Raw genomic sequence first — 25,872 nt, forward strand, 5'->3', positions numbered from 1 at the left:
CCCGGTGCACCGCCGCGTCGCGGGCATAGACTCGAAGACGGCCGCGGCACGACCGGGCACACGCCCGGTTTCTCCACGGCATCTGACAAGGAGAAGGAATGGCTGACTACACCCTCCCGGAACTCGCCTACGACTACTCGGCGCTCGAGCCGGCGATCAGCGGCACCATCATGGAGTTGCACCACTCGAAGCACCACCAGGCGTACGTGACCGGCGCGAACACCGCCCTCGCGCAGCTGGCCGAGGCCCGCGAGACCGGCAACCTGGCGAACGTGAACAAGCTCGAGAAGGACCTCGCGTTCAACCTCGGCGGCCACGTCAACCACTCGATCTTCTGGACGAACCTGTCGCCCAACGGCGGTGACAAGCCGGTCGGCGAGCTCGCTGCGGCGATCGACGACCAGTTCGGCTCGTTCGACGCGTTCCAGGCCCACTTCACCGCGACCGCCCTCGGCGTGCAGGGCTCCGGCTGGGCCGTGCTCGCGTGGGACTCGCTCGGCCAGCGCCTCGCGGTGTTCCAGTTCTTCGACCAGCAGGCGAACCTCCCCGCGGGCATCGTGCCGCTGCTCATGCTCGACGTCTGGGAGCACGCGTACTACCTCGACTACAAGAACGTGCGCGCGGACTACGTGAAGGCGTTCTGGACCATCGCCGACTGGGCCAACGTCCAGCAGCGCTTCGACGTCGCCCGCGAGAAGACGGCAGGCCTGCTGCTACTGTCGTAGCCGGAGGAGGGCGTCTCGAGCACGCTTCCTCGGGACGCCGTCGTCCAGATTCACCGATTCAATCGCGCCTTCGCGCATACCAATCAGGAGAAATCCGTGTCCGTAAAGATCGGAATCAACGGCTTCGGCCGCATCGGCCGCAACTACTTCCGTGCTGCCCTCGCCCAGGGCGCCGACATCGAGATCGTGGCGGTGAACGACCTCACCGACAACAAGACCCTCGCGCACCTCCTCAAGTACGACTCCATCACCGGCCGCCTCGACGCGACCGTCGAGTACGACGACGAGAACATCATCGTCAACGGCAAGGCCATCCGCTCGTTCGCCGAGCGCGACCCCGCGAACCTGCCCTGGGGCGAGCTCGGCGTCGACATCGTCATCGAGTCGACCGGCTTCTTCACCAACGCGGCCGACGCGCGCAAGCACCTCGCCGCCGGCGCCAAGAAGGTCCTGATCTCCGCTCCGGCGACCGACGAGGACGCGACCTTCGTCATCGGCGTGAACGACGACGAGTACGACCCCGCGAACCACCACATCATCTCGAACGCCTCGTGCACCACGAACTGCCTCGCGCCGCTCGCCAAGGTGTTCAACGACGAGTTCGGCATCGAGCGCGGCCTCATGACGACGGTGCACGCGTACACCGCCGACCAGAACCTCCAGGACGGCCCGCACAAGGACCTGCGTCGCGCCCGCGCCGCGGCCCTGAACATCGTCCCGACCTCGACCGGTGCGGCGAAGGCCATCGGCCTCGTGCTGCCCGAGCTCAAGGGCAAGCTCGACGGCTACGCGCTTCGCGTGCCGGTGCCCACCGGCTCGATCACCGACCTCACGGTCACCGCCTCGCGTCCGGTCACGGTCGACGAGGTCAAGGCGGCGTACAAGGCTGCGGCCGAGGGCCCGCTCAAGGGCATCCTCAAGTACACCGAGGACCCGATCGTCTCGTCCGACATCGTCTCCGACCCGCACTCGTCGATCTTCGACGCCGGCCTCGTGAAGGTCATCGGCGACCAGGTGAAGATCACCTCGTGGTACGACAACGAGTGGGGTTACTCGAGCCGCCTCGTCGACCTCACCGTCCTCGTCGCCGAGAAGCTCTAGGCCGGTTCCTCCGTGTCCCTGCGAACGATCGATTCACTCGGTCCGCTCGCCGGCAAGCGCGTCGTCGTCCGTTGTGATCTCAACGTCCCCCTGAAGGACGGGATCATCACGGACGACGGCCGCGTGCGGGCGTCGGTGCCGACCATCGAGGCGCTGACCGGGCAGGGCGCCCGCGTCATCGTCGTGTCCCACCTGGGCCGCCCCGACGGCGCGCCCGACCCCAAGTACAGCCTGGCGCCGACGGCGACCCGCCTCGGCGAGCTCCTGGGCTCCCCGGTCGCGTTCGCGACGGACACGGTCGGCGAGGATGCCGCGGCGAAGGTCGCGGCCCTCGCCGACGGCGAGGTCCTCGTGCTCGAGAACCTCCGGTTCAACCCGGGGGAGACCAGCAAGGACGAGGCCGAGCGCCGCGCCTTCGCCGAGCAGCTCGCCGCCTTCGCCGACGCGGTCGTCTCCGACGGCTTCGGCGTCGTGCACCGCAAGCAGGCGAGCGTCTGGGATCTCGAGCAGCTGCGGCCGAGCGCCGCGGGCCTGCTCATCGCCGCCGAGCTCGACGTGCTCGACCGCCTGACCGAGAACCCCGAGCGCCCGTACACGGTCGTCCTCGGCGGCTCGAAGGTCTCCGACAAGCTCGGCGTCATCGCGCACCTGCTGCCGCGCGTCGACACGCTGCTCATCGGCGGCGGCATGCTGTTCACCTTCCTCGCGGCCCTGGGCCACAAGGTGGGTTCCAGCCTGCTCGAGGCCGACCAGATCGAGACGGTCCGCGGGTACCTCGCCGAGGCGAAGGAGCGCGGGGTCGACATCGTCCTGCCGACCGACGTCGTCGTCGCCGCGTCGTTCTCCGCGGACGCGGCCCACCAGGTCGCCGCCGCGGACGCGATCGAGGAGACGCCGTTCGGGGCATCCGGACTCGGCCTGGACATCGGGCCGGAGACGGCCGCGGCCTTCGCCGAGCGCATCCGCGCATCGAAGACGGTGTTCTGGAACGGCCCGATGGGCGTCTTCGAGCTCGCGCCGTTCGCGGCGGGCACGCTCGCGGTCGCCGAGGCGCTCACCGCGGTCGACGGCCTCAGCGTCGTCGGTGGCGGCGACTCCGCCGCGGCCGTGCGGCAGCTCGGCTTCGCCGACGACCGCTTCGGTCACATCTCCACCGGTGGCGGTGCGAGCCTGGAATTCCTGGAGGGCAAGAAGCTGCCCGGACTGGAGGTGCTCGGATGGCACTGAACCGTACGCCGTTCATCGCCGGCAACTGGAAGATGAACCTCGACCACCTGCAGGCGATCGCCTTCGTGCAGAAGCTCGCGTGGGCCCTCGCCGACGCGAAGCACGACTACGCCGATGCCGAGGTGGCCGTCTTCCCGCCGTTCACCGACCTGCGCAGCGTGCAGACGCTCGTCGCGGCCGACTCCCTCCCGATCGCCTACGGCGCACAGGACCTGTCGGCGCACGACTCCGGTGCGTACACCGGTGAGATCTCGGGGGCGTTCCTCGCCCAGCTCGAGGCGCGCTACGTGATCATCGGCCACTCGGAGCGGCGCACGCTGCACGCCGAGACCGACGCCGACGTCAACGCGAAGGTGCTCGCCGCGCAGCGGCACGGCCTGGTGCCGGTGCTGTGCGTGGGGGAGACCGCCGAGGACCTCGAGGCGCACGGTGCCAGTGCGGTGCCCGTGGCGCAGCTCCGCGCGGCCCTCGAGGGCGTCGACGCCTCGAAGGAGATCGTCGTCGCGTACGAGCCGGTCTGGGCCATCGGCTCCGGCCAGGCGGCGACGCCCGACCAGGCCGAGCAGGTCGCGGCGGCGCTCCGCGCCGTCCTGGTCGAGCTGCTGGGTGCGGACGCCGCTGCTGCGACCCGCATCCTCTACGGCGGCTCGGTGAAGTCGACCAACATCGCCGCGTTCCTGCGCGAGCCGAACGTCGACGGCGCGCTCGTCGGCGGTGCGAGCCTCGACGTGGACGAGTTCTCGGCGATCGTGCGCTTCAAGAAGCACGTCGGCGCCTGAACGAACGACGCGGGGTCCCGGCCTGACGGCCGGGGCCCCGCGCTCTGGCTATACTCGAATGTCGGCACGTCACTGCGTCGTGCCCGGAAAGGTTCCCCGTGGACATCCTCCAGGTCGTCCTGCAGGTGCTGCTCGGCCTCACGAGCCTCCTGCTCACGCTGCTCATCCTGCTGCACAAGGGTCGCGGTGGCGGTCTGTCCGACATGTTCGGCGGCGGCGTCACCTCCAACCTCGGCGCCTCGGGCGTCGCTGAGCGCAACCTCAACCGCATCACCGTCATCCTCGGCCTGGTGTGGGTCACGTGCATCGTCGTGCTCGGCCTCATCACCAAGTTCGACAGCGGACTCTGACAGGGAGACGACATGGTTTCCGGCAACAGCGCCATCCGCGGTTCCCGAGTCGGCGCCGGTCCCATGGGCGAGCAGGATCGCGGGGTCCATGCGGACCGAGTCGCGATCAGCTACTGGGACGCCAAGGGCAACGAGACCGTCCGCTACTTCGCGGCGAACCTGCCCGAGGACGAGATCCCCGACGTCATCGACAGCCCGTCGACCGGTCTTCCGGCCGGCCGCGACCGCGAGAATCCGCCGTCGGTCGCGAAGACCGAGCCGTACAAGACGCATCTCGCGTACGTGAAGGAGCGGCGCACCGAGGAGGAGGCGGAGACGCTCCTCGAGGAGGCGCTCGAGCAGCTCCGTTCGCGTCGGGGTACGAGCAGCGCATCCTGAATCAGGCGCACAGCGAAAGGGGCGGGGCCGGTCGAATCGACCGGCCCCGCCCCTTTCGTCGTGAGACGCAACGAGGTCGCGCGCGTCAGTAGTCCCGGGCGATGAGTTCCTCGGGAACCTCCGCCGCCGCATCGCGGTCGACGAAGAAGACCGTGCGGCGACGGCCCTTGATGCCGGCGACCGGAACCTCGTCGCGGCTCGCACCGGCGAGGGCGAGCCCGAGAGCGGACGCCTTGTCGGCGCCGGCGAGCACGAGCCACACCCGCTGCGAGGCGTTGAGCACCGGACGGGTCAGGCTGAGCCGCTCCGGCGGCGGCTTCGGCGAGTTGCGGACGGGGATCACCGTCTGATCGGACACCTGGATGCCCGAGCGATGCGGGAAGAGCGACGCGATGTGACCGTCGGGCCCCACACCCAGGAACGTGATGTCGAAGACCGGATGGGGCAGCCCCTCGGAGCCCCACTCGGCGAGTTCGGCCGCGTAGGCTGCGGCCGCATCGTCGAGCTCGAGGCCCCCGCCCGCCGCGGGGAACGCGTGCACGTTCCCCGCGGGCAGGTCGAGGTCGTCGAGGAGCGCGGCGAACGCCTGGCCGTCGTTCCGGTCTGCGTCACCGGCCGGAACCCATCGCTCGTCGCCCCACCAGAAGTGCACGCGGCTCCAGTCGAGCGAGCTGCGTGCGGGGGATGCGGCGACGGCCTCGAGCACGGCGGAACCCATCGTGCCGCCGGTGAGTACGATGTGCGCCAACTCCTGGTCGTCGAGGATGTCGAGCGTCTTCGTGATGAAGCGTGCCGCCACGGCTCCCGCGAGGGAGGCCTTGTCGGGGTGCACCAGCACGCGTCGCTCGTTCGTCATCAGGCTCGCCCCTCACCTTCGGTGGCACCGAGGAGCGCGAGCCCATCGGTGATCACCTCACCGTACAGCTCGTCGGGGTCGAGACGGCGCAGCTCGTCGGCCAGGCAGTCGCGGAGGCTCCGGCGGGGGAGCGCCACGTCGTGCACCGGCTGGTCGGGCTGGCGCAGCGTCGCCACGCCGGGGACGTCGCGGACGAGTTCGATCCGGCCCGGCTCGCGGTCGAGCACCACGCCGTGGATGCCGTGCGAGCCGTCCTCGAGCGGCGTCAGGTCGTAGCCGGTCGCCGCGCCGAGCTGCATGTGCAGCCACGCCGCGAGGAGCGTGGTCGACGGCGAGTCGATCGCTCCGGTGACGTGCACGCCCGTGACGGGCGCGTACGGCGGCTGGTCGAGCACCGCGGCGAGCTGCGCCCGCCACAGCGTGAGCCGCGTCCACGCGAAGTCCGCGTCGCCCGGCCGGTAGTTCGCACGGAGCACGTCGAGTGCGGCCTGCGGGTCGGGCTGGGCCGAGGCATCCGTGATGCGGCGCTGGGCGATGCGGCCGAGCGGCGACGTCCCCGGCGAGGCGGGCGCGGCGCCGGGCCACCAGGTGACGACCGGGGCATCCGGAAGCAGGAGGCCCATGATCAGGCTCTCCTCGTCGCGTGCCGCGTCGCCGCAGGCGCGCAGCACGATGACCTCGCTCGCCCCGGCATCGCCGCCGACGCGGATCTCCGCGTCGAGGCGAGCCGGGGTGTCGGGGGACTCGCTCGGGTCCGTCGAGACCACGATGACGCGCATCGGGTGCTCCCGCGACGCGTCGTTGGCGGCCTCGATGGCTTCCTCCTCGACGCCGGGGGAGGTGGCGATGATGAGGGTGAGCACGCGGCCGAGGGCGACCGCGCCGCCCTCCTCGCGGATCTTGACGAGGGTCTTCGAGACCTGGCTCGTCGTCGTGTCGGGCAGGTCGACGATCACGGGCGCCTCCAGGTTCGGCCGTCGCGGGCGAGGAGCTCGTCGGCGGACGCCGGGCCCCAGGTTCCAGGGCGGTACTGCTCGGGCTGCCCCTGCGTCTCCCAGAACTCCTCGATCGGGTCGAGGATCTTCCACGAGAGCTCGACCTCCTCCTGGCGCGGGAAGAGGGGCGGGTCGCCGAGGAGCACGTCGAGGATGAGTCGCTCGTACGCCTCGGGGCTCGCCTCGGTGAACGCGTGGCCGTAGCCGAAGTCCATCGTGACGTCGCGTACCTGCATGCCGGCGCCCGGCACCTTCGACCCGAACCGGATCGTGACGCCCTCGTCCGGCTGGACGCGGATCACGAGCGCGTTCTCGCCGAGCTGCGAGGTCTGGCTGTCGGCGAAGAGCTGCTGCGGGGCGCGCTTGAACACGACCGCGATCTCCGTCACCCGGCGGCCGAGGCGCTTGCCCGCCCGCAGGTAGAACGGCACGCCCGCCCACCGGCGGGTGCCGATGGTGAGCTTCATCGCGGCGTACGTCTCGGTCGTCGACTCGGGGTTCATCCCGTCCTCGTCGAGGAAGCCGATGACCTTCTCGCCACCCTGCCAGCCGCCCGAGTACTGGCCGCGCGCGGTGCCCGCGGCCAGGTCCTCCGGGAGCCGCACCGCCGCGAGGATCTTCTCCTTCTCGGCGCGCAGGTCCGCGGCGTCGAACGAGATCGGCTCCTCCATGGCGGTGAGCGCCAGGAGCTGCAGCAGGTGGTTCTGGATGACGTCGCGCGCCGCGCCGATGCCGTCGTAGTACCCCGCGCGACCGCCGACGCCGATGTCCTCGGCCATCGTGATCTGCACGTGGTCGACGTAGTTCGCGTTCCAGATCGGCTCGTAGAGCTGGTTCGCGAAGCGCAGCGCCAGGATGTTCTGGACCGTCTCCTTGCCGAGGTAGTGGTCGATGCGGAACACCGAGTCGGGCGGGAACACGCTCGCTACGACGTCGTTCAGCTCGCGGGCCGTCTTCAGGTCGCTGCCGAACGGCTTCTCGATGACGACGCGTCGCCACTGCCCGTCGCGCTGCTCCGTGAGGCCGGAGCGCTTCAGCTGCGCGACGACCTCGGGGAACGACTTCGGCGGGATCGAGAGGTAGAAGGCGTGGTTGCCCATCGTGCCGCGGTCGGCGTCGAGCTTCTCCACGACCTCGCGGAGCCGGTCGAACGACTCGGCGTCGTCGAAGGTGCCCTGCACGAAGCGGATGCCCTGCGACAGCTGCTTCCACACGTCCTCGCGGAACTCGGTGCGCGCGTACTGCTTCACCGAGTCGTGCACGACCTGGGCGAAGTCCTCGTCCTCCCAGTCACGCCGCGCGAACCCGACGAGGGCGAAGCCCGGGGGTAGCAGCCCCCGGTTCGCCAGGTCGTAGACCGCGGGCATGAGCTTCTTCCGCGACAGGTCGCCGGTGACCCCGAAGAGGATCAGGCTCGACGGGCCGGCGATGCGGTTGAGGCGGTAGTCCTTCGGAGACCGGAGCGGGTTGTTGCCCGCGGAGATCTGTGCCGGTTCCATGCGCTCCCGGTCCTCAGCCGATCGCGTCGACGAGCGTCGACAGCTGGGTCGCCGGGTCGGTGAGCGTCAGCGTCAGCACCGGGCGGTCGTGCTCGGCGAGCACGCTCGCGTCGCCCGAGGCCTGCGCCGCGATGAGCTCGCCGAACGTGAACGGACGCTCGGGGATGCCGAGGTCCTCGCCACCGGTCGCGGTCAGCTGCAGGAACACGCCCACCGCGGGGCCGCCCTTGTGGAACTGGCCGGTCGAGTGGAGGAACCGCGGGCCCCAGCCGAACGTCACCGGGCGGCCCGAGCGCGCCGCGAGCAGGTCGCGGAGCCGTTCGAACCCGGGGTGCGCGACACGGTCGAGGTAGGCCTGGACCGAGATGTAGCCGTTCGCCGGCAGCTCCTCGATGAGGACCTCGATCGCCGAGGCCAGGTCGCTCGAGGCGCCGATGACCTCGGGCGTGCCGCGGACCTCGATGCCGTCCGCGACGAAGGCGGCCGGAGCGGGCTCCGGGCGGTTGTCGAGGAGGCCGCGGGCCGCGATCTTCGCCGACTCGACGTCGGGCTGGTCGAACGGGTTGATCCCGAGGAGCCGCCCGGCGACCGCCGTGGCGTACTCCCAGACGAGCAGCTGCGCGCCGAGGGTACCCGACACGCGGATGTCGCCCGACGGGTCGTCGGAGAAGATCTCGTCGCCGGCGTCGTCGACCAGCCGCACGACCTGCACGTCGGCGAGGTCGGCGGCGAGCTCCGGAGCGTCGGTACCGAGCACGACGGGCAGGATGCCCGTGCCCTCCTTGCCGGTGGACTCCGCGATGAGCTGCTCGGCCCAGTCGGCGAAGCCGACGATGTGGGTGCCGTCGGCGACGATCGCCAGCTTGTCGCGCAGCGGCGCGGTCGCGGAGATCGCGGCGCCGAGCACGAGGCCCGGGTTCTCCTCGCTGTCGATCGCGAGCGAGAGCTCGATCGTCTCGGCCTCGTCGAGGATCTCGGCGATGTCGACGCCAGCGAGCCCGGACGGCACCAGGCCGAAGGCCGTCAGCGCGGAGTAGCGGCCGCCGACGTTCGGGTCGGCGTTGAAGACGCGGTACCCGGCCTCGCGGGCCGACTGGTCGAGCGGCGAGCCCGGGTCGGTGACGACGACGATGCGCTCGGTCGGATCGATGCCGGCCTCGCGGAACGCCGCCTCGTAGACGCGACGCTGGCTGTCGGTCTCGACCGTGGAGCCCGACTTCGACGAGATCACGACGGCGGTCGAGGCGAGGCGGTCCTGGAGCGCGGCGCGCACCTGGCCCGGGTCGGTCGAGTCGAGCACGGTGAGGTGGGCGCGCGCGGTGCGCGTGATCACCTCGGGCGCGAGCGACGAGCCGCCCATGCCGCCGAGCACGATGTGGTCGACGCCCGCGTCGTGCAGCGACTCGCGCAGCTCGACGATCTGCGGCACGAGCGGACGGGAGACGGCGACGGCCTCGGTCCAGCCGAGACGCTTCCCGGCCTCCTCCTCGGCCGCCGGGCCCCAGAGCTCGGGGTCCTGGCCGGTGATGCCCGATGCGACGCGGTCGGCCACGAGCTGCGGCACGACCCGGCGCACGGCGTCGGCGGCAGCGCCGCTGACGGAGATCCGGAAGCTCATCGTGCCGCCTCCAGCGCGGTGCGCACGGTGTCGAGCAGCTCGTGCCACGAGACGATGAACTTCTCGACGCCCTCGCGCTCGAGCAGGGCGGTGACGTCGTCGTAGTCGACGCCGACCGCGGCCAGCGCGTCGAGCACCTCGGCCGCACCGGCGTAGTTGCCGGTGATGGTGTCGCCCTCGACGACGCCGTGGTCGAAGGTCGCCTCGAGCGTCTTCTCGGGCATCGTGTTGACGATGCCGCCGGCGACGAGCTCGGTCACGTAGAGCGTGTCGGGCAGCGACGGGTCCTTGACGCCGGTCGAGGCCCACAGCGGACGCTGGTGGTTCGCGCCGGCGGCGACGAGCGCCTGGGCGCGGTCGCTCGCGAAGACCTGCTCGTACAGCTCGTAGGCGAGGCGGGCGTTGGCGACGCCGGCCTTGCTCTTCAGCGCGAGGGCCTCGTCGGTGCCGATCGCGTCGAGGCGCTTGTCGATCTCGGTGTCGACGCGCGACACGAAGAACGAGGCGACCGACTGGATGGTCGACAGGTCGATGCCCGCGGCCTGCGCGTGCTCGAGGCCGGCGAGGTAGGCCTCGATGACCTGGCGGTACCGGTCGAGGCTGAAGATCAGCGTCACGTTGACGCTGATGCCGGCGCCGATGACCTCGCGGATCGCGTCGAGGCCCTCGACGGTCGCCGGGATCTTGATCAGGGCGTTCGGGCGGTCGACGGTCGTCCACAGCGCCTTCGCCGAGGCGATGGTGCCCGCAGCGTCGTGCGCGAGGTCGGGGGCGACCTCGATCGACACGCGCCCGTCGACGCCGCCGGTGCGGTCGAAGATCGGGCGGAACACGTCGGACGCGTCGCGCACGTCGTCGGTCGTGATCGTGAAGACGGCGTCGTCGACGTTGGTGTCGGCGGCGGCGAGCTCGTGCAGCTGGGCGGCGTACGCCTCGCCCTGCGAGAGGGCGGTGGCGAAGATCGTCGGGTTGGTGGTCACGCCGACGACGTCGCGCTCGGAGATGAGGCGGTCGAGGTCGCCGGTCTGGATGCGCTGGCGGGACAGGTCGTCGAGCCAGATGCTGACGCCGGCCTGGGACAGTGCGGCGGTGGGAGTGGTGCTCATGGGACTTGCTTCTCCTTCTGCTCGCCGTCAGGCGGCGAGCGATTCCTTGGCGGCGGCGACGACGGCCTCGGCCGTGATCCCGAACTCGCGGAAGAGGGTCTTGTAGTCGGCGGAGGCGCCGAAGTGCTCGATCGAGACGGCGCGGCCGCGGTTGCCGAGGTAGCGCTGCCAGGTGAGCGACAGGCCGGCCTCGACGGAGACGCGCGCCGTGACGCCGGCGGGCAGCACCGACTCGCGGTAGGCGGCGTCCTGCTCCTCGAACCACTCGAGGCTCGGGGCCGAGACCACGCGGGCCTGGACGCCCTCGGCGGCGAGCTGCTCGCGGGCGGCGACCGCCAGCTGCACCTCGGAGCCGGTGGCGATGAGGATCACGTCGGGCGTGCCGTTCGGCGCCTCGGCGAGCACGTACGCGCCCTTCGAGACGTTCGCCGCGGAGGCGAACACGTCGCCGGATGCCTCGCCGTCGCCGCGCTCGAACACCGGGATGTTCTGGCGGGTGAGGGCGATGCCGCTCGGCTCGTGCCGGCGGTTCAGGATCTCCAGCCAGGCGTAGGCGACCTCGTTCGCGTCGGCGGGGCGCACGACCGACAGGCCGGGGATGGCGCGCAGCGTGGCGAGCTGCTCGATCGGCTGGTGCGTCGGGCCGTCCTCGCCGAGGGCGACGGAGTCGTGGGTCCAGACGAACACGCTCGGCACCTTCATGAGCGCCGCGAGGCGGACCGCGGGGCGCATGTAGTCGCTGAAGATGAGGAAGGTGCCGCCGAACGGACGGGTCGGGCCGTGCAGCGCGATGCCGTTGAGGATGGCGCCCATCGCGTGCTCGCGGATGCCGAAGTGCAGCACGCGGCCGTAGGGGTTGCCCGAGAACTCGTGGGTCGACCACTCGGCCGGGATGAACGACGGGGCGCCGTTGATCGTGGTCAGGTTCGACTCGGCGAGGTCGGCCGAGCCGCCCCAGAACTCCGGCAACTGCGCGGCGAGGGCGTTGATGACCTTGCCGGACGCCGCGCGGGTCGAGACCTCGGTGCCGCCCTCGAAGACGGGCAGCGCGTCGACGAGGCCCCCGGGGAGCTCGCCCGCGAGGAGCCGGTCGAGCAGTGCCTTGCGCTCCGGGTTCGCCGCCGCCCAGGCGTCGAACGACGACTGCCACTCGGCCTGCGCCGCGGCGCCGCGCTCGAGCGACCCGCGGGTGTGGGCGATCACGTCGTCGGCGACGGCGAAGTGCTGCTCCGGGTCGAAGCCGAGCACCTCCTTGGTCGCGGCGAGCTCGGCGGCGCCGAGCGCGGAGCCGTGGATCTTGCCCGAGTTCTGCTTGCCGGGGGAGGGCCAGCCGATGATCGTCTTGAGGATGATGATCGACGGCTTCGCCTGCTCGCCCTTGGCCGCCTCGATCGCGGCGTACAGCTCGGCGACGTCCTCGACGTACTCGCCCGTCTTCTTCCAGTCGACGGTCTGGACGTGCCAGCCGTACGCGGCGTAGCGCGCCGCGACGTCCTCGGTGAAGGCGATGTTGGTGTCGTCCTCGATCGAGATCTGGTTCGAGTCGTAGATGACGACGAGGTTGCCGAGCTGCTGGTGGCCGGCGAGCGAGGACGCCTCGCTGGTCACGCCCTCCTGCAGGTCGCCGTCGCCGGCGATGACGTACACGAAGTGGTCGAACGGGCTCTCGCCGGCCGCCGCCTCGGGGTCGAAGAGGCCGCGCTCGAAGCGCGAGGCGTAGGCGAAGCCGACGGCCGAGGCGAGGCCCTGGCCGAGCGGGCCGGTCGTGATCTCGACGCCGTCGGTGTGGCCGTACTCCGGGTGGCCGGGGGTCTTGGAGCCCCAGGTGCGCAGCGCCTTGAGGTCGTCGAGCTCGAGGCCCGAACCCTCCAGGTAGAGCTGCACGTACTGCGTGAGCGAGGAGTGGCCCGCCGAGAGGATGAAGCGGTCGCGACCGAGCCAGGCGTGGTCGCCGGGGTTGCGGCGCATCACCTTCTGGAAGAGCAGGTAGGCGGCCGGGGCGAGGCTCATCGCCGTGCCGGGGTGGCCGTTGCCCACCTTCTCCACGGCGTCGGCGGCGAGGATTCGCGCCGTGTCCACCGCACGCTCGTCGATCGGATCCCATTGCAGAGTTGCCACGAGGTTGTGTTCCTTCCGGTCGTGGCGGTGCTCACGGGGACACCTTCCCCGGACCGCCGAACATCGCTACGGCGCGGTGGAGCCAGGCAGTCGATCCGGTGGAGGCGCCGTGGGGACGGCGCGACGAACCCGCGCCGCCTGGCGCGCTCTCCACAAGTATAGGGACGCGCGGGCCGCGCACTCCCGACTCTGTGACGGGGGATGACTCACGGCGGACGGATGGCACGGTGAGGTCGCCGGGCCGCCGGCGGGTCCGCCGCGACTCGCCGCGACCCGCCGCGGGCTCGACGCGGCAGGCACGGCCGGGTCGGGCGATGTCCTAGAATCGTGGGGGGTCGCGCCCGCCGTCCGCTTCGGCGCGCGCGCCGGAAGAGGAACGATGCAGGCAGCCGTAGACACCCGTGACACCGCCACGGCGCGACCCGTGCGACGCAAGATCGCCGCGTACGTCGCGCTCACCAAGCCCCGGGTGATCGAGCTGCTCCTCGTGGTGACCGCGCCGACGATGATCCTCGCGGCCGATGGACTGCCCGGCTTCTGGCTCGTCATCGCCACGCTCATCGGCGGCGCGATGAGCGCAGGATCGGCGGGCGCCTTCAACTGCTACATCGACCGCGACATCGACCGCGTGATGAAGCGCACGAAGAACCGCCCGCTCGTGACCGGCGAGCTCTCCGACCGCGAGGCGCTCGTCTTCGCCTACGCGCTCGGCGTGGCATCCATCGCCTGGCTGTGGGTGTTCACGAACTGGCTCGCCGCCGTGCTGTCGCTCGCCGCGATCCTGCTCTACGTCGTCTTCTACAGCCTCATCCTGAAGCGCCGCACGGCGCAGAACATCGTCTGGGGCGGCGTCGCCGGCTGCATGCCGGTGCTCATCGGCTGGGCCGCCGTCACGGGGAGCCTCGACTGGGCGCCCGTCATCCTCTTCCTCATCATCTTCCTGTGGACGCCGCCGCACTACTGGCCGCTGTCGCTGAAGTACAAGGACGACTACGCCGCCGCGAAGGTGCCGATGCTCGCGGTCGTGCGCGGCCGCGCCCAGGTCGGCCTGCAGGTCGTGCTCTACGCGTGGGCGACCGTCGCGTGCTCGCTGCTGCTCATCCCGATCGCCGACATGGGCCTGCTCTACACGGCCGTCGCGATCGTGTCGGGCGGCTGGTTCATCTACGAGACGCACCGCCTCTACGGGCTCGCGATCCGCCACGAGAAGGTGTCGCCGATGCGCGTCTTCCACGGCTCGATCGTCTACCTGTCGCTGCTGTTCCTCGCGGTCGGCATCGACCCGCTGCTGCCCTTCTAGCCGCGGGAAGGTCGCGCGCGGAGCGCTCGCGCCGGTGAGCCAGTCGCCGTCAGTCGAGCGGCCGGTCGTCGTCGTGCGCGGCGTAGAAGGCGGCCTGCCGGCGCATGAGCTCCGCCATCCCGGCCGAGCGATCGACGCCGTAGACCGTGCCCGGGAAGTCGAGCCCACGCTGGATCTCCCAGATCTCCTCGTGGCGGTCGGGCGGCAGCACCGTCGCCGGCGAGCCGACGGCGATCCAGCCGATCGGGACCAGGCCCCCGGGCGCGATCGTGGTGTTCACCTGCACGACGCCGTTGATGCGCACCTCGGCATCCTCGCCGATCACGGCGCCGGGGAAGAGCGAGGCGCCCGTGGCGATGAACGCGCGGTCGCCCACGGTCGCGCCGTTCACGTGCGCGTGCGGGCCGATCATCACGTGCTCGCCGATGACGGCGGGATGCCCCGCACGGCCGCGGACGACGGCGTGCTCGAGCACCACCGACTCGCGGCCGACGCGTACCTCGCCGTCCTCCGCGGTCAGCACCGCCCCGTGCAGGATGCGGGCGCCGGCCTCGACCACCACGTCGCCCGACACGATCGCACCGGGTGCGATCGTCGCGTCCGGGTGGATGCGCGGCGTGCGGCCGCGGTGCTCGACGAGCATGGCCGGGTCAGCCCGCGACCGCGGATGCCTCGAGCGGGCGGTCGGCGTGCACCGGGCGCTTGAGGCGGAGGATGACGAGCGTCATCGCGGCGGCGGTCAGCGCCGCGAGGACCATGTGGATGCCGACGAGGACCGGCGGCAGGCCGTTGCGGGCCTGGTAGAGGCCGACGAGGACCTGCACGACCTCGATGGCGAGCAGCACGGTCGCCCAACCCAGCGTCGGGAGCTTCAGCCGCCACGCGGCGACGACGAGCACGACGGTGAGCGCCAGCAGCGCGTAGCCCGGCCACGCGTGCACGTGCTCGAGCAGCTCGGCCTCGAATCCGTTGCGGCCGGCCTCGGCATCGCCCGAGTGGGGGCCCGCGCCGGTGGTCAGGACGCCGAACACGATGGAGATCGCGAGGACCGCGCTCGTCGCGTGCGTGAGGCCGGCGTACCAGCCCGGCACCGCACGCTCGCGCGGACCGGGGACCGTGTCGAGGCGTGCGAGGAACGCGGCCGTGACGCAGACGAGCAGCAGGCTCGAGACGTAGTGGAAGCCGACGATGAAGGGGTTGAGGCCCGTCCAGACGGTGATGCCGCCGACGATGGCCTGCGCGACGATGCCGCCGAGCACGACGAGCGCGAGCGTCCACAGGTCGCGCCGGTTCGCACGGAGGCGCCAGAGCAGCACGACGACGATCGCCGCGAGGATCCCGACGACGCCGGTCATCAGGCGATTGCCGAACTCGATCAGCGAGTGGTACGTGAGCTCATCGGTCGGAACGAGCGAATCCGCCGTGCAGGTCGGCCAGGTGGGGCATCCGAGGCCCGAACCGCTGAGGCGCACCGCGCCGCCCGTCGCGATGATCGTGGTCTGCGCGAGGAAGGACAGCCACGCGAAGACGCGGATGCGCCCGTCGACGTGCTCGGGCAGCCAGGCGGTGAAGCGGTTCACGCTCGTCGTTCCAGATCCGGGTCGCACCGGGGGTGTTGGCCGACCCTGAGTCCGGCCGACGGCGCCTGCGACCCTGTAGACTTGATTGGTTGGCGATTCCGTCAGACGCACGGCAACGTACGTCGCCGGGTCCCTACAATCTTAGGTTCGCAACAGAGCCGCCCGCGAAATCGTCGCCCAGCGAGCCCGCACCTCGACTCGCGGCGGGTGGACGAGCCGGCCTCATAGCCGGTGGCAGGGAGGAGAAGAGGAGAGCATGACGGACGTCCTGATCGACCGCCCGGAACTCGAAGGACTCGGCACGTACGAGTTCGGTTGGGCCGATTCCGATTCCGCCGGGGCTTCGGCCCGACGCGGACTCTCGGAGGAGGTCGTCACCGACATCTCCGGTCTGAAGAACGAACCGGAGTGGATGCTGCAGCGTCGCCTGCGCGCCCTCCAGCTCTTCGACCGCAAGCCCATGCCCAGCTGGGGCGCGGACCTGTCGGAGATCGACTTCGACAACATCAAGTACTTCGTGCGGTCGACCGAGCAGCAGGCCCAGACCTGGGAGGACCTGCCCGAGGACATCCGCAACACCTACGAGCGACTCGGCATCCCCGAGGCCGAGCGGCAGCGGCTCGTCGCCGGCGTCGCGGCGCAGTACGAGTCCGAGGTCGTGTACCACCAGATCCGCGAGGACCTCGAGGCGCAGGGCGTCATCTTCCTCGACACCGACACGGCGCTGAAGGAGCACCCCGAGTTCTTCGAGGAGTACTTCGGCACGGTCATCCCGGCCGGCGACAACAAGTTCGCCGCGCTGAACACCGCCGTCTGGTCGGGCGGCTCCTTCGTCTACGTGCCCAAGGGCGTCCACGTCGAGATCCCGCTGCAGGCCTACTTCCGCATCAACACGGAGAACATGGGCCAGTTCGAGCGGACCCTGATCATCGCCGACGAGGACTCCTACATCCACTACATCGAGGGCTGCACCGCCCCGATCTACAAGTCGGACTCCCTGCACTCGGCCGTCGTCGAGATCATCGTGAAGAAGAACGCCCGCGTGCGCTACACGACGATCCAGAACTGGTCGAACAACGTCTACAACCTGGTCACCAAGCGCGCGGTCGCCCACGAGGGCGCCACGATGGAGTGGGTCGACGGCAACATCGGCTCCAAGGTGACGATGAAGTACCCGTCGATCTTCCTCATGGGCGAGCACGCGAAGGGCGAGACCCTCTCGGTCGCCTTCGCCGGCCCCGGCCAGCACCAGGACGCCGGCGCGAAGATGATCCACATGGCGCCGTACACGCAGTCGTCGATCGTCTCGAAGTCGATCGCCCGCGGCGGCGGTCGCGCGGGCTACCGCGGCGAGGTCCGCGTCGACGCGAACGCGCACCACTCCGCCAACACCGTCCGCTGCGACGCGCTGCTGGTCGACACCATCTCCCGCTCCGACACCTATCCGGCGATCGACATCCGCGTCGACGACGTGCAGCTCGGCCACGAGGCGACCGTCTCGAAGGTCAGCGAGGAGCAGCTCTTCTACCTCATGTCGCGCGGCATGCCGGAGGACGAGGCGATGGCGATGATCGTGCGCGGCTTCATCGAGCCGATCGCGCGCGAGTTGCCGATGGAATACGCGATGGAACTCAACAAGCTCATCGAGATGGGCATGGAAGGATCGGTCGGCTAGGAATGACCGCCGCTACGCAGAGCACAGCCATGCCCACGGCTGAACAGCACGGCCTCCGCGCGCACTCGGACGGCCCCGTCTCGCTCGTCCCGGTCCAGACCCGGTCGGAGCGGTTCCGCTCGACCGACGTCGCCGACTTCGCCCCGGTGAACGGCCGTGAGCACGAGTGGAAGCTGTCCCCGGTCGCCGTGTTCGCCGACCTCACCGCCGGTGAGCTCGACGGCGCGCGCCCCGAGGTCGACGCGACCGACGCCGACGGCATCGCGGTGTCGTGGATCGGCCGCGACGACGCCCGGATCGGCACCGCCGGCATCCCCGAGGAGCGCGCCAGCGCCAACGCCTGGACCAACTTCGGCGACGCCCTGCTCGTCTCGGTCACCGGCGAGGACGACAAGGCGGCCACCGTCACGCGCAGCGGCCTCGGCGCCGGCGCCCGTGCGGCCCACACCGTCATCGAGGCGGCGCCGAACAGCCGCGGCCTCGTCGTGCTCCGCGGCACCGGCGACGCGCGGCTCACCGAGAACGTCGAGATCCTCGTCGGCGAGGGCGCGAACCTCACCGTCGTGTCGCTCCAGGAGTGGAGCGACGACTCGGTCCACCTCGCGAGCCACTTCGCCCGCATCTCCCGCGACGCGAAGCTCAAGCACATCGTCGTCTCGCTCGGCGGCAAGGTCGTGCGGGTGAACCCCTCGACCCACCTGGCCGAGCAGGGCGCCGACATCGAGGCGCTCGGCCTCTACTTCGCCGACGCCGGCCAGCACCTCGAACAGCAGGTCTTCGTGCACCACGACGCCCCGCACACCCGCTCGCGCGTGACCTACAAGGGCGCGCTGCAGGGCGAGGGCGCGCGCACCGTCTGGATCGGCGACGTCCTCATCGGCAATGCCGCGGTCGGCACCGACAGCTACGAGCAGAACCGCAACCTCGTGCTCACCGATGGAACCCGCGCCGACTCGGTGCCGAACCTCGAGATCGAGACGGGCGACATCGAGGGCGCCGGCCACGCGTCGGCCACCGGTCGCTTCGACGACGAGCAGCTCTTCTACCTGATGGCCCGAGGCATCACCGAGGACGAGGCCCGTCGCCTCGTCGTGCGCGGGTTCCTGACCGAGATCGTCCAGCAGATCGGCTCCGCCGAGCTCGAGGCGCGTCTGATCGAGGCCCTCGAGGCCGAGCTGCAGGGGAGCTGACGTGGCATCCGTCCGTGTCTGCGGGGTCGACGACCTCGCCGAGAACCAGGCCTCGCGCTTCGTCGTCGACGGCGTGCCGATCGCCGTCGTGAAGGACTCCGCGGGCGACGTGTTCGCCATCGGCGACACCTGCACCCACGGCGACATCTCGCTGGCCGAGGGCTTCGTGGAGGACGACACGCTCGAGTGCTGGGCCCACGGGTCGAAGTTCTCGCTGAAGACCGGCAAGCCGCTCACCCTCCCGGCCTACGAGCCGGTCCCCGTCTACCGGGTCGATGTCGAGGGCGGCGACGTCCTCATCGACCCCGCGGTCACGCTGGCCGTCTGACCCCACACTTCCCGGCCGCTGGGCCGATCCCCGATCGAAAGAGAATCCCCAAGATCATGTCCGTGCTCGAGATCAAGAACCTGCACGTCAACGTCGAGACCGACCAGGGCACCCGCGAGATCCTCCGCGGCGTCGACCTGGTGATCAACGAGGGCGAGATCCACGCCATCATGGGCCCGAACGGCTCCGGCAAGTCGACCCTCGCCTACACGATCGCCGGTCACCCGAAGTACACCGTCGTCGAGGGCGAGATCCTCCTCGACGGCGAGAACGTGCTCGAGATGTCGGTCGACGAGCGCGCCCGCGCCGGCCTCTTCCTGGCGATGCAGTACCCGGTCGAGATCCCCGGCGTCACCGTCACGAACTTCCTCCGCACCGCGAAGACCGCCATCGACGGCGAGGCGCCGTCGATCCGCGGCTGGGTGAAGGACGTCCGCGAGTCGATGAAGAACCTCAAGATGGACGCCGCGTTCGCCGAGCGCAACGTCAACGAGGGCTTCTCGGGCGGCGAGAAGAAGCGCAACGAGATCCTCCAGCTCGAGCTCCTCAAGCCGAAGTTCGCGGTCCTCGACGAGACCGACTCGGGACTCGACGTCGACGCGCTGAAGATCGTCTCCGAGGGCGTGAACCGCGCGAAGGCGAACACCGGCCTCGGCATCCTCCTCATCACGCACTACACGCGCATCCTCCGCTACATCAAGCCGGACTTCGTGCACGTGTTCGTCGCCGGCCGGATCGCCGAGCAGGGCGGCCCCGAGCTCGCGGACCGCCTCGAGGACGAGGGCTACGACCGCTACCAGGTCGCCGAGTCGGCCTCGGCCGAGTAGGCAACGGGTAGAATCGCCGCATGGTCACCACACTCGCTCCGGAGAAGTTCGACCAGGTCACCGAGGCCCTGAAGGACGTCGTCGACCCCGAGCTCGGCGTGAACGTCGTCGACCTCGGGCTCATCTACGACCTCGGCTGGGATGACGAGCACGACGCACTCGTCATCCACATGACCCTCACGAGCGCGGGATGCCCCCTCACCGACGTGCTGGAGGAGCAGACCGCCGAGGCGCTCGACGGCATCGTCGACCAGTTCCGCATCAACTGGGTGTGGATGCCGCCGTGGGGTCCCGAGCGGATCACCGACGACGGTCGCGACATGATGCGCGCCCTCGGCTTCGCGATCTGATCCGAGTATCCACACGACGCCCGGCGACCACCTCGGTCGCCGGGCGTCGTCGTGCATTCGGTCGTCTGCCGGCCGTGCGCGTGCTCGCTAGGCTCGGAGGATGAACGCAGCGTCACCCTCCAGCCATCGAGACGAGTACACCCACGGCCACCACGCGAGCGTCCTCCGGACGCACGAGTGGCGCACCGTCGAGAACTCCGCGGCCTACCTCGTGCCGCACCTCGACCCCGCGGCCGCGATCCTCGATGTCGGGAGCGGGCCCGGCACGATCTCGATCGACCTCGCCCGCCGCACGCCGCACGGTCGCGTGGTCGGGGTGGATGCCTCGAGCGAGGTGGTTGAGCGGGCGAACGGGCTCGCCGCGACGGAGGGGGTGCCGAACGTCGAGTTCCGCGTCGGCGACGCGTACGCGCTCGACTTCCCGGATGCCTCGTTCGACATCGTGCACGCCCATCAGGTGCTCCAGCACCTCGCGCGGCCGATCGATGCGCTGCGCGAGTGGCGACGCGTGCTCCGGCCCGGCGGAATCGTCGCCGCGCGCGACGTCGACTACGGGGGCGTGCTCTCGAGCCCGTCGTCGGTCGGGCTCACCCGGTGGCTCGATCTCTACCACGACGTCCACGACTGGAACGGCGGGGAGGCGAACGCCGGACGCCACCTGCTCGGCTGGGCGCACGCGGCCGGCTTCACGGAGGTGGCGGCCACGGGCTCGGTGTGGGTCTTCGCCTCGCCGCTCGAGCGGGAATGGTGGGGCGGGGCGTGGGCCGAGCGGGCCACCCAGTCGCAGTTCGCGGCGCACGCGATCGAGAGCGGGCACTCCAACCCGGCCGAGCTCGAGTCGATCGCCCAGGCGTGGCGCGACTGGGTCGGTGACCCGGACGGCTGGTTCCTGATGCCGCACGGGGAGATCATCGCGCGGGCGTGAGACGCTGAGCGGCGGCAGCCATCGAGGTGACGGCGACGCGCCGGCGCCGGCGACCTACCAGTCGTCGTCGCCGGCGTCCGCTGTTCCGGCGTGCGGATCGGTCGACTCACGGACGACGGTGCCGTCGTCGAGCTCGGCGATCGGCCGGCCCTCGAGCCAGGTGAGCGTCCACGCGCGCCCCGCGCCGTCGACCCGGCCGACCTCGGCCTCGGCGATCGCCGGGCGGATCGACGCGGGGACCGATGCCGGCGGCTCGGCGCCGAACGGCCAACGGGTGCCGAGCTGCATCAGGCGCCGATCTCGTACGTGACCCAGTCGGTACGACGGGCCAGCGAATCGTACAGCCGGATCGCGTCCTCGTTGGAAGGGCTCGTGATCCAGTTCACGCCCCCGCCCAGCGCCGCGGCCCGCGCGTGGACGTGTTCGATGAGCGCGCGCCCGACGCCGGAGGTGCGGTGATCGGCGGCGACGTAGAGGTCGTCGAGCGTGATGCCCGTGGTCGCCGACAGCGTGTCGGGGGTCGCCCGGAACTGGGCGAGCCCGATCGGCGTGCCCTCCTCGTCGACGGCGAGGACCGCCTCGAGCGGGTGGGTCTCGTCGCGGAGCCAGTTCCACACGATGAGTGCCTTCGCGTCGTCGAGCTCGCGCTCGTAGAAGCGGCAGTACTCGTCGAACAACGGCAGCCAGCCGAAGAAGTCGTCCTCGCCCGCGGGCCGGATCTCAACGGTCATCGCATTCCCCTCACTGCGCCGGTTCCAGTTCGACGTCACGCACCTCGAGCGTCTCGGCCTCGTCGAACGAGAGCTCGGCGATGCGGCCGACGGCCCGGAGGTCGACGGCGGCGGACTCGAGCAGGCGGATCGTCTCGGCGGGACCGGCGATGGTGGCGCCGAGCACCGGCGTCTTCTGCGACGCCTTCGCGTTCGTCTTCGCACCGCGGATGCCGGTGAGCGCGAGGCCGGCGAGCTCGAGGAGCTCGGGGCCGGCCTCGCCGCGCGCGGCGAGCTCGCCGAGCGTCGGCCAGGTCGCGCGGTGCACCGACTCGTCGTTCGACCAGCTCCACGCCTCCTCGGCGGCGAACGGCACGACCGGCGCGAAGAGCCGGAGGAGCACGCTCAACGCGGTCTTCAGCGCGGCCACGGCAGAGGCCTGCGCCGGGGACGCCTCGCCGTACGCGCGCTCCTTCACGAGCTCGAGGTAGTCGTCGCAGAAGGTCCAGAAGAACGTCTCCGAGACCTCGAGCGCGCGAGCGTGGTCATACGACTCGAGGGCACGGGTGGCCTGGTCGACGACGGTCGCGAGCGCGGCGAGCATGCTGCGGTCGAGCGGCTCCGACACCGGGGCATCCGCCGCGCCCTCGAAGCCGAGGATGAACTTCGCAGCGTTCAGGACCTTGATCGCGAGTCGACGGCCGATCTTGACCTGCGTCGGGTTCTGCGGGTCGAAGGCGGCGTCGGTGCCGAGGCGGCTCGAGGCCGCCCAGTAGCGCACCGCATCCGAGCCGTGCTGCTCGAGCAGGCCCGCCGGGGTCACCACGTTGCCCTTCGACTTCGACATCTTCTTGCGGTCGGGGTCGACGATGAAGCCCGAGATCGAGGCGTTCGCCCACGGGGACGCGCCGTGCTCGAGCTGGGCGCGGAGCGCGGTCGAGAAGAGCCAGGTGCGGATGATGTCCTGGCCCTGCGGGCGCAGCGAGTAGGGGAACACGAGGTCGAAGAGCTCGGCGTCGCGCTCCCAGCCGCCCGCGAGCTGCGGGGTCAGCGAGGACGTGGCCCACGTGTCCATGACGTCGAGCTCGCCGATGAAGCCGTTCGGCTCACCGCGCTGGGCCTCGTCGAAGCCGGGCGCCGCGGTCGAGGACGGGTCGACGGGCAGCATCTCCTGCGTCGCGACGATGGGCTGGTCGTAGACCGGGTTGCCGTCGGCGTCGAGCGGGTACCACACCGGGATCGGCACGCCGAAGAAGCGCTGGCGCGAGACGAGCCAGTCGCCGGAGAGGCCGCCGACCCAGTTCTCGTAGCGCACGCGCATGAAGTCGGGGTGCCAGTCGATCTCGCGGCCGATCTCGAGCAGTCGGCCCTTGAGCGCCTCGTCGCGGGCGCCGTTCGAGATGTACCACTGGCGGGTCGAGACGATCTCGAGCGGGCGGTCGCCCTTCTCGAAGAACTTCACCGGGTGCGTGATGGCCTTCGGGTCGGCGAGCAGGTCGCCCGACTCGCGGAGGAGCTCGACCATCGCCTGCTTCGCCGAGAAGGAGGTCTTGCCGGCGAGCCGGGCATACGCCGCGAGGCCAGCCTCGGAGGCGATCGCCTCGGGTGCGTCGGCGAGGATGCGGCCGTCGAAGCCCATGATCGCGCGGTTCGGCAGGTTGAGCTCGCGCCACCAGACGACGTCGGTCACGTCGCCGAAGGTGCAGATCATGGCGATGCCGGTGCCCTTGTCCTTCTGCGCGAGGTGGTGGGCGACCACGGGCACCTCGACGCCGAACACGGGGCTCGTCACGGTGGAGCCGAACAGCGGCTGGTAGCGCTCGTCGTCGGGGTGCGCGACGAGCGCGACGCACGCGGCGATCAGCTCGGGACGGCTCGTCTCGATCTCGACGATGCCGCCGTCGGGGCGGTGGAACGACACGCGGTGGTAGTGACCGGGCTGCTCGCGGTCCTCGAGCTCGGCCTGCGCGACCGCGGTGCGGAAGGTGACGTCCCACAGGGTCGGGGCGAGCGCCTGGTAGGCCTCGCCGCGCTCCACGTTGCGCACGAACGCGAGCTGCGAGGTGAACAGCGCCTCATCGCCGATGGTGCGGTAGGTCTGGGTCCAGTCGACCGAGAGGCCGAGGGTGCGCCACAGGGCCTCGAACTGCTGCTCGTCCTCGACGGTGAGGCGCTCGCACAGCTCGATGAAGTTGCGCCGCGAGATCGGCACCTGGTCGGCGGCCTTCACGCTCTTGCCCTCGCCGCCTTCGAACGGCGGCACGAAGCCCTCCTGGTACGGGAGCGTCGGGTCGCAGCGCACGCCGTAGTAGTTCTGCACGCGGCGTTCGGTGGGCAGGCCGTTGTCGTCCCAGCCCATGGGGTAGAAGACGTCCTTGCCGCGCATGCGCTGGAAGCGGGCGATCACGTCGGTGTGCGTGTACGAGAACACGTGGCCGATGTGCAACGAGCCGGAGGCGGTGGGCGGCGGCGTGTCGATGGAGTAGATGCACGCGCGGTCGCCTGCGGCGGCCTCCACGCGGCGCAGGGCCGAGTCGCGGTCGAACCGGTAGGTGCCCCGCGTCTCCCAGACGCCGCCCCACTTGGATTCGAGGCCCTCGAGGGCCGGCTTCTCGGGGATGCGCGCGTCGGTCATGATGCTCCGGTTCGGTATGTGCGGCACCGAGTCCATGGTGAGGTGCCTGAGTATGCGACGCTCCAGCCTAGCGGAGGAAGCCCGTCCGGTCCGAGCCGGAACGGCGAAGCGCCCGGCCTGGGGCCGGGCGCTTCTGGGGAGGAGCGGCCCTGTCGGGCCGGTGGGGGAGTCTCAGTCGAGCACCGTGCGGCGGGACATCCGCGCCGCGACCAGCGAGGAGACGAGCGTCGCCGCCGAGAGGATCGCGAGGATCACGCCGGGGTGCCACCACGCGTAGGCGGTGCCCTCGCCGATCGCGAGCGTGACGAGCGGCACGAACCCGCCGACGGTCGCCGCGATCGCGTACGAGATCGACAGTGCCGAATAGCGGAAGTGGTCGGGGAAGAGGTCGGCCATGAGTCCGCCGAGCGCCGCCCACGACATGGTCGGCAGGATGCCGCCGACGATCATGGTCGCCACGAGGATCGGGAAGGTCGCGTACTGGAGCAGGAAGTACATCGGGAACGTGATGAGCAGCGTGCCGAGCGCGCCCCACGCGACCACCTTCGCCGAGCCGATCCGGTTCGCCCAGGCCCCGAACAGCGGGATGGTGACGAGCTGCAGGAGGCCGCCGATGGTGGTCGCGACGAGCAGGTCCTGGAAGCTGAAGCCGAGCTCGGCGACGCCGTAGTTCACCGTGTAGGTGTTCATGAGCGAGTACGAGCCGATGCCGAGCAGCGCGGCGCCGATCGCGACGACGACCTGCACCGGCCGCTGGGCGAACAGCGCGACGAACGGAACGCGGTCGCGGCGGCCCTCGGCGACGACCTCGCGGAACACGGGCGTCTCGTCGATCGACCAGCGCAGGTAGAGCGAGACGGCCAGCAGCGGCAGCGCGAGCAGGAACGGGATGCGCCAGCCCCAGGCCGCGAGCTCCTCGGCGGGCAGCGCGAGGGTCAGCACGATGAAGACGACGGCCGAGAGGATCGACCCGACCGGCGACCCGAGCTGGGGGATCGCCGCGTAGAACGCACGCTTCACGGGGCTCGAGTGCTCGGTGGCGAGGAGGATCGATCCGCCCCACTCGCCGCCGAGCGAGAGGCCCTGCGCGATGCGGAGCACGACGAGCAGGATCGCCCCGAGCCATCCGGCCTGCGCGTAGGTGGGCAGCAGGCCGATGAGGCCGGTCGCGACGCCCATGATGCCGACGGTCCACAGCAGCGTCGTGCGGCGGCCGAGGCGGTCGCCCATGTGACCGAAGAGTGCGGCGCCGATGGGGCGGACCACGAACGCGAGCGCGATGGTGGAGAACGCGGCGAGCTGCTCGCCGAAGCCGCCGAGGGGGCCGAAGAAGAGCGGGCCGATGAAGTACGCCGAGAAGTAGGCGAACAGGTAGAAGTCGAACGACTCGAGCGAGGTGCCGACCATCGACGCCCACGCGACGCGGCGGACCTTCGCGGGCGGCGGCGTGGCCGAGTCGGCGGGAACGGTGGGCGCGGGGGCGGGCGCGGCGGACATGGGCTCCTCGAGCGGGGATGGATCGGGCCGGCGTCTCCGGCCGGCACCCATCCTGACAGCGAGGGCGGTCCGCGACCAGCCGATAATGCTGTTTCGAATAGCA

Annotated in this window: 25 protein-coding genes; 13 read left to right on the top strand and 12 right to left on the bottom strand. The window is 70.7% G+C overall.

Features of this window, described 5'->3' with window-relative positions; translation table 11 throughout:
• The first annotated feature begins 98 nt into the window (after positions 1 to 98).
• The 6 genes from ACGGZK_RS13015 to ACGGZK_RS13040 all read left to right on the top strand — a co-directional run bounded on the left by ACGGZK_RS13015 (position 99) and on the right by ACGGZK_RS13040 (position 4,560).
• Positions 99 to 725, top strand: coding sequence for a superoxide dismutase (locus ACGGZK_RS13015; RefSeq protein ID WP_395243064.1), 627 nt, complete (start codon positions 99 to 101; stop codon positions 723 to 725).
• A gap of 96 nt (positions 726 to 821) precedes the next feature.
• Positions 822 to 1,826 carry a type I glyceraldehyde-3-phosphate dehydrogenase gene (gene gap, locus ACGGZK_RS13020; RefSeq protein ID WP_395243065.1) on the top strand — a complete coding sequence of 335 codons (1,005 nt, stop codon included), beginning with the start codon at positions 822 to 824 and terminating at the stop codon, positions 1,824 to 1,826.
• Positions 1,827 to 1,838: 12 nt separating this feature from the next.
• Entirely contained in the window at positions 1,839 to 3,053 is a 1,215-nt protein-coding gene (locus ACGGZK_RS13025) for a phosphoglycerate kinase (RefSeq protein WP_395243066.1), read from the top strand.
• Positions 3,044 to 3,832: a triose-phosphate isomerase gene (tpiA, locus tag ACGGZK_RS13030; protein ID WP_395243067.1), complete on the top strand. Its 789-nt coding sequence runs from the start codon at positions 3,044 to 3,046 to the stop codon at positions 3,830 to 3,832. Before ACGGZK_RS13025 ends, tpiA begins: the two co-directional genes overlap by 10 nt.
• 98 nt (positions 3,833 to 3,930) lie before the next feature.
• Complete coding sequence (secG, locus tag ACGGZK_RS13035; protein WP_395243068.1) at positions 3,931 to 4,182, top strand: preprotein translocase subunit SecG; 252 nt, start codon at positions 3,931 to 3,933, stop codon at positions 4,180 to 4,182.
• Positions 4,183 to 4,194: 12 nt separating this feature from the next.
• Positions 4,195 to 4,560, top strand: coding sequence for an RNA polymerase-binding protein RbpA (locus ACGGZK_RS13040; RefSeq protein WP_395243069.1), 366 nt, complete (start codon positions 4,195 to 4,197; stop codon positions 4,558 to 4,560).
• 85 nt (positions 4,561 to 4,645) lie between these two features.
• On the opposite strand, the gene pgl is transcribed toward ACGGZK_RS13040, so the two are convergent.
• Genes pgl through tkt form a run of 6 tightly spaced genes read right to left on the bottom strand, consistent with a single transcriptional unit; the run spans position 4,646 to position 12,752 of the window.
• Entirely contained in the window at positions 4,646 to 5,416 is a 771-nt protein-coding gene (gene pgl / locus ACGGZK_RS13045) for a 6-phosphogluconolactonase (protein WP_395243070.1), read from the bottom strand.
• The gene (locus ACGGZK_RS13050; RefSeq protein WP_395243071.1) at positions 5,416 to 6,372 is read right to left on the bottom strand and encodes a glucose-6-phosphate dehydrogenase assembly protein OpcA; all 957 of its coding nucleotides are present in this window, start codon (positions 6,370 to 6,372) and stop codon (positions 5,416 to 5,418) included. Before ACGGZK_RS13050 ends, pgl begins: the two co-directional genes overlap by 1 nt.
• Complete coding sequence (gene zwf / locus ACGGZK_RS13055; RefSeq protein WP_395243072.1) at positions 6,369 to 7,910, bottom strand: glucose-6-phosphate dehydrogenase; 1,542 nt, start codon at positions 7,908 to 7,910, stop codon at positions 6,369 to 6,371. The genes ACGGZK_RS13050 and zwf overlap by 4 nt, the downstream gene beginning before the upstream one ends.
• A 13-nt stretch (positions 7,911 to 7,923) precedes the next feature.
• Positions 7,924 to 9,528, bottom strand: coding sequence for a glucose-6-phosphate isomerase (locus ACGGZK_RS13060; RefSeq protein WP_395243073.1), 1,605 nt, complete (start codon positions 9,526 to 9,528; stop codon positions 7,924 to 7,926).
• A complete protein-coding gene (tal, locus tag ACGGZK_RS13065) occupies positions 9,525 to 10,634 on the bottom strand; it encodes a transaldolase (protein WP_395243074.1) in 1,110 nt (369 codons plus the stop codon). The genes ACGGZK_RS13060 and tal overlap by 4 nt, the downstream gene beginning before the upstream one ends.
• 27 nt (positions 10,635 to 10,661) lie before the next feature.
• The gene (gene tkt, locus ACGGZK_RS13070) at positions 10,662 to 12,752 is read right to left on the bottom strand and encodes a transketolase (RefSeq protein ID WP_395243075.1); all 2,091 of its coding nucleotides are present in this window, start codon (positions 12,750 to 12,752) and stop codon (positions 10,662 to 10,664) included.
• 379 nt (positions 12,753 to 13,131) lie between these two features.
• Here tkt and ACGGZK_RS13075 point away from each other — a divergent pair, with 379 nt between their 5' ends.
• Complete coding sequence (locus ACGGZK_RS13075) at positions 13,132 to 14,052, top strand: heme o synthase (RefSeq protein ID WP_395243076.1); 921 nt, start codon at positions 13,132 to 13,134, stop codon at positions 14,050 to 14,052.
• A 49-nt stretch (positions 14,053 to 14,101) separates the two neighbouring features.
• Here ACGGZK_RS13075 and ACGGZK_RS13080 read toward each other — a convergent pair whose 3' ends face one another.
• Both ACGGZK_RS13080 and ACGGZK_RS13085 read right to left on the bottom strand, forming a co-directional pair.
• Positions 14,102 to 14,695 (bottom strand): gamma carbonic anhydrase family protein, encoded by a 594-nt coding sequence (locus ACGGZK_RS13080; RefSeq protein ID WP_395243077.1) that lies wholly within the window; start codon positions 14,693 to 14,695, stop codon positions 14,102 to 14,104.
• A gap of 7 nt (positions 14,696 to 14,702) precedes the next feature.
• Positions 14,703 to 15,632 carry a heme A synthase gene (locus ACGGZK_RS13085; RefSeq protein WP_395243078.1) on the bottom strand — a complete coding sequence of 310 codons (930 nt, stop codon included), beginning with the start codon at positions 15,630 to 15,632 and terminating at the stop codon, positions 14,703 to 14,705.
• 256 nt (positions 15,633 to 15,888) lie between these two features.
• On the opposite strand from ACGGZK_RS13085, the gene sufB reads away from it, so the two are divergent.
• The 6 genes from sufB (at position 15,889) to ACGGZK_RS13115 (ending at position 20,927) form a co-directional block, all read left to right on the top strand.
• Positions 15,889 to 17,307 carry a Fe-S cluster assembly protein SufB gene (gene sufB / locus ACGGZK_RS13090; RefSeq protein WP_395243079.1) on the top strand — a complete coding sequence of 473 codons (1,419 nt, stop codon included), beginning with the start codon at positions 15,889 to 15,891 and terminating at the stop codon, positions 17,305 to 17,307.
• A 29-nt stretch (positions 17,308 to 17,336) separates the two neighbouring features.
• Positions 17,337 to 18,497, top strand: a complete 1,161-nt coding sequence (gene sufD, locus ACGGZK_RS13095; RefSeq protein ID WP_395243080.1) for a Fe-S cluster assembly protein SufD — start codon at positions 17,337 to 17,339, stop codon at positions 18,495 to 18,497.
• Position 18,498: 1 nt separating this feature from the next.
• Positions 18,499 to 18,825, top strand: a complete 327-nt coding sequence (locus tag ACGGZK_RS13100; RefSeq protein ID WP_395243081.1) for a non-heme iron oxygenase ferredoxin subunit — start codon at positions 18,499 to 18,501, stop codon at positions 18,823 to 18,825.
• Between the two features lie 56 nt (positions 18,826 to 18,881).
• Positions 18,882 to 19,652, top strand: a complete 771-nt coding sequence (gene sufC / locus ACGGZK_RS13105; RefSeq protein ID WP_395243082.1) for a Fe-S cluster assembly ATPase SufC — start codon at positions 18,882 to 18,884, stop codon at positions 19,650 to 19,652.
• A gap of 20 nt (positions 19,653 to 19,672) precedes the next feature.
• Positions 19,673 to 20,002 carry a metal-sulfur cluster assembly factor gene (locus ACGGZK_RS13110; protein ID WP_395243083.1) on the top strand — a complete coding sequence of 110 codons (330 nt, stop codon included), beginning with the start codon at positions 19,673 to 19,675 and terminating at the stop codon, positions 20,000 to 20,002.
• A 100-nt stretch (positions 20,003 to 20,102) separates the two neighbouring features.
• Positions 20,103 to 20,927 carry a methyltransferase domain-containing protein gene (locus ACGGZK_RS13115; RefSeq protein WP_395243084.1) on the top strand — a complete coding sequence of 275 codons (825 nt, stop codon included), beginning with the start codon at positions 20,103 to 20,105 and terminating at the stop codon, positions 20,925 to 20,927.
• 54 nt (positions 20,928 to 20,981) lie between these two features.
• Here the strand turns inward: ACGGZK_RS13115 and ACGGZK_RS13120 are convergent, their stop codons facing one another.
• The 4 genes from ACGGZK_RS13120 to ACGGZK_RS13135 all read right to left on the bottom strand — a co-directional run bounded on the left by ACGGZK_RS13120 (position 20,982) and on the right by ACGGZK_RS13135 (position 25,769).
• Complete coding sequence (locus tag ACGGZK_RS13120; protein WP_395243085.1) at positions 20,982 to 21,215, bottom strand: hypothetical protein; 234 nt, start codon at positions 21,213 to 21,215, stop codon at positions 20,982 to 20,984.
• Positions 21,215 to 21,658, bottom strand: a complete 444-nt coding sequence (locus ACGGZK_RS13125; RefSeq protein WP_395243086.1) for a GNAT family N-acetyltransferase — start codon at positions 21,656 to 21,658, stop codon at positions 21,215 to 21,217. Before ACGGZK_RS13125 ends, ACGGZK_RS13120 begins: the two co-directional genes overlap by 1 nt.
• Before the next feature lie 10 nt (positions 21,659 to 21,668).
• Positions 21,669 to 24,272, bottom strand: a complete 2,604-nt coding sequence (gene valS / locus ACGGZK_RS13130) for a valine--tRNA ligase (RefSeq protein ID WP_395243087.1) — start codon at positions 24,270 to 24,272, stop codon at positions 21,669 to 21,671.
• Positions 24,273 to 24,443: 171 nt separating this feature from the next.
• Entirely contained in the window at positions 24,444 to 25,769 is a 1,326-nt protein-coding gene (locus ACGGZK_RS13135; RefSeq protein ID WP_395243088.1) for an MFS transporter, read from the bottom strand.
• Positions 25,770 to 25,872: the final 103 nt, after the last annotated feature.

Origin of the sequence: Agromyces sp. MMS24-K17, from assembly GCF_043950245.1 — a bacterium.
Classification (GTDB): domain Bacteria; phylum Actinomycetota; class Actinomycetes; order Actinomycetales; family Microbacteriaceae; genus Agromyces.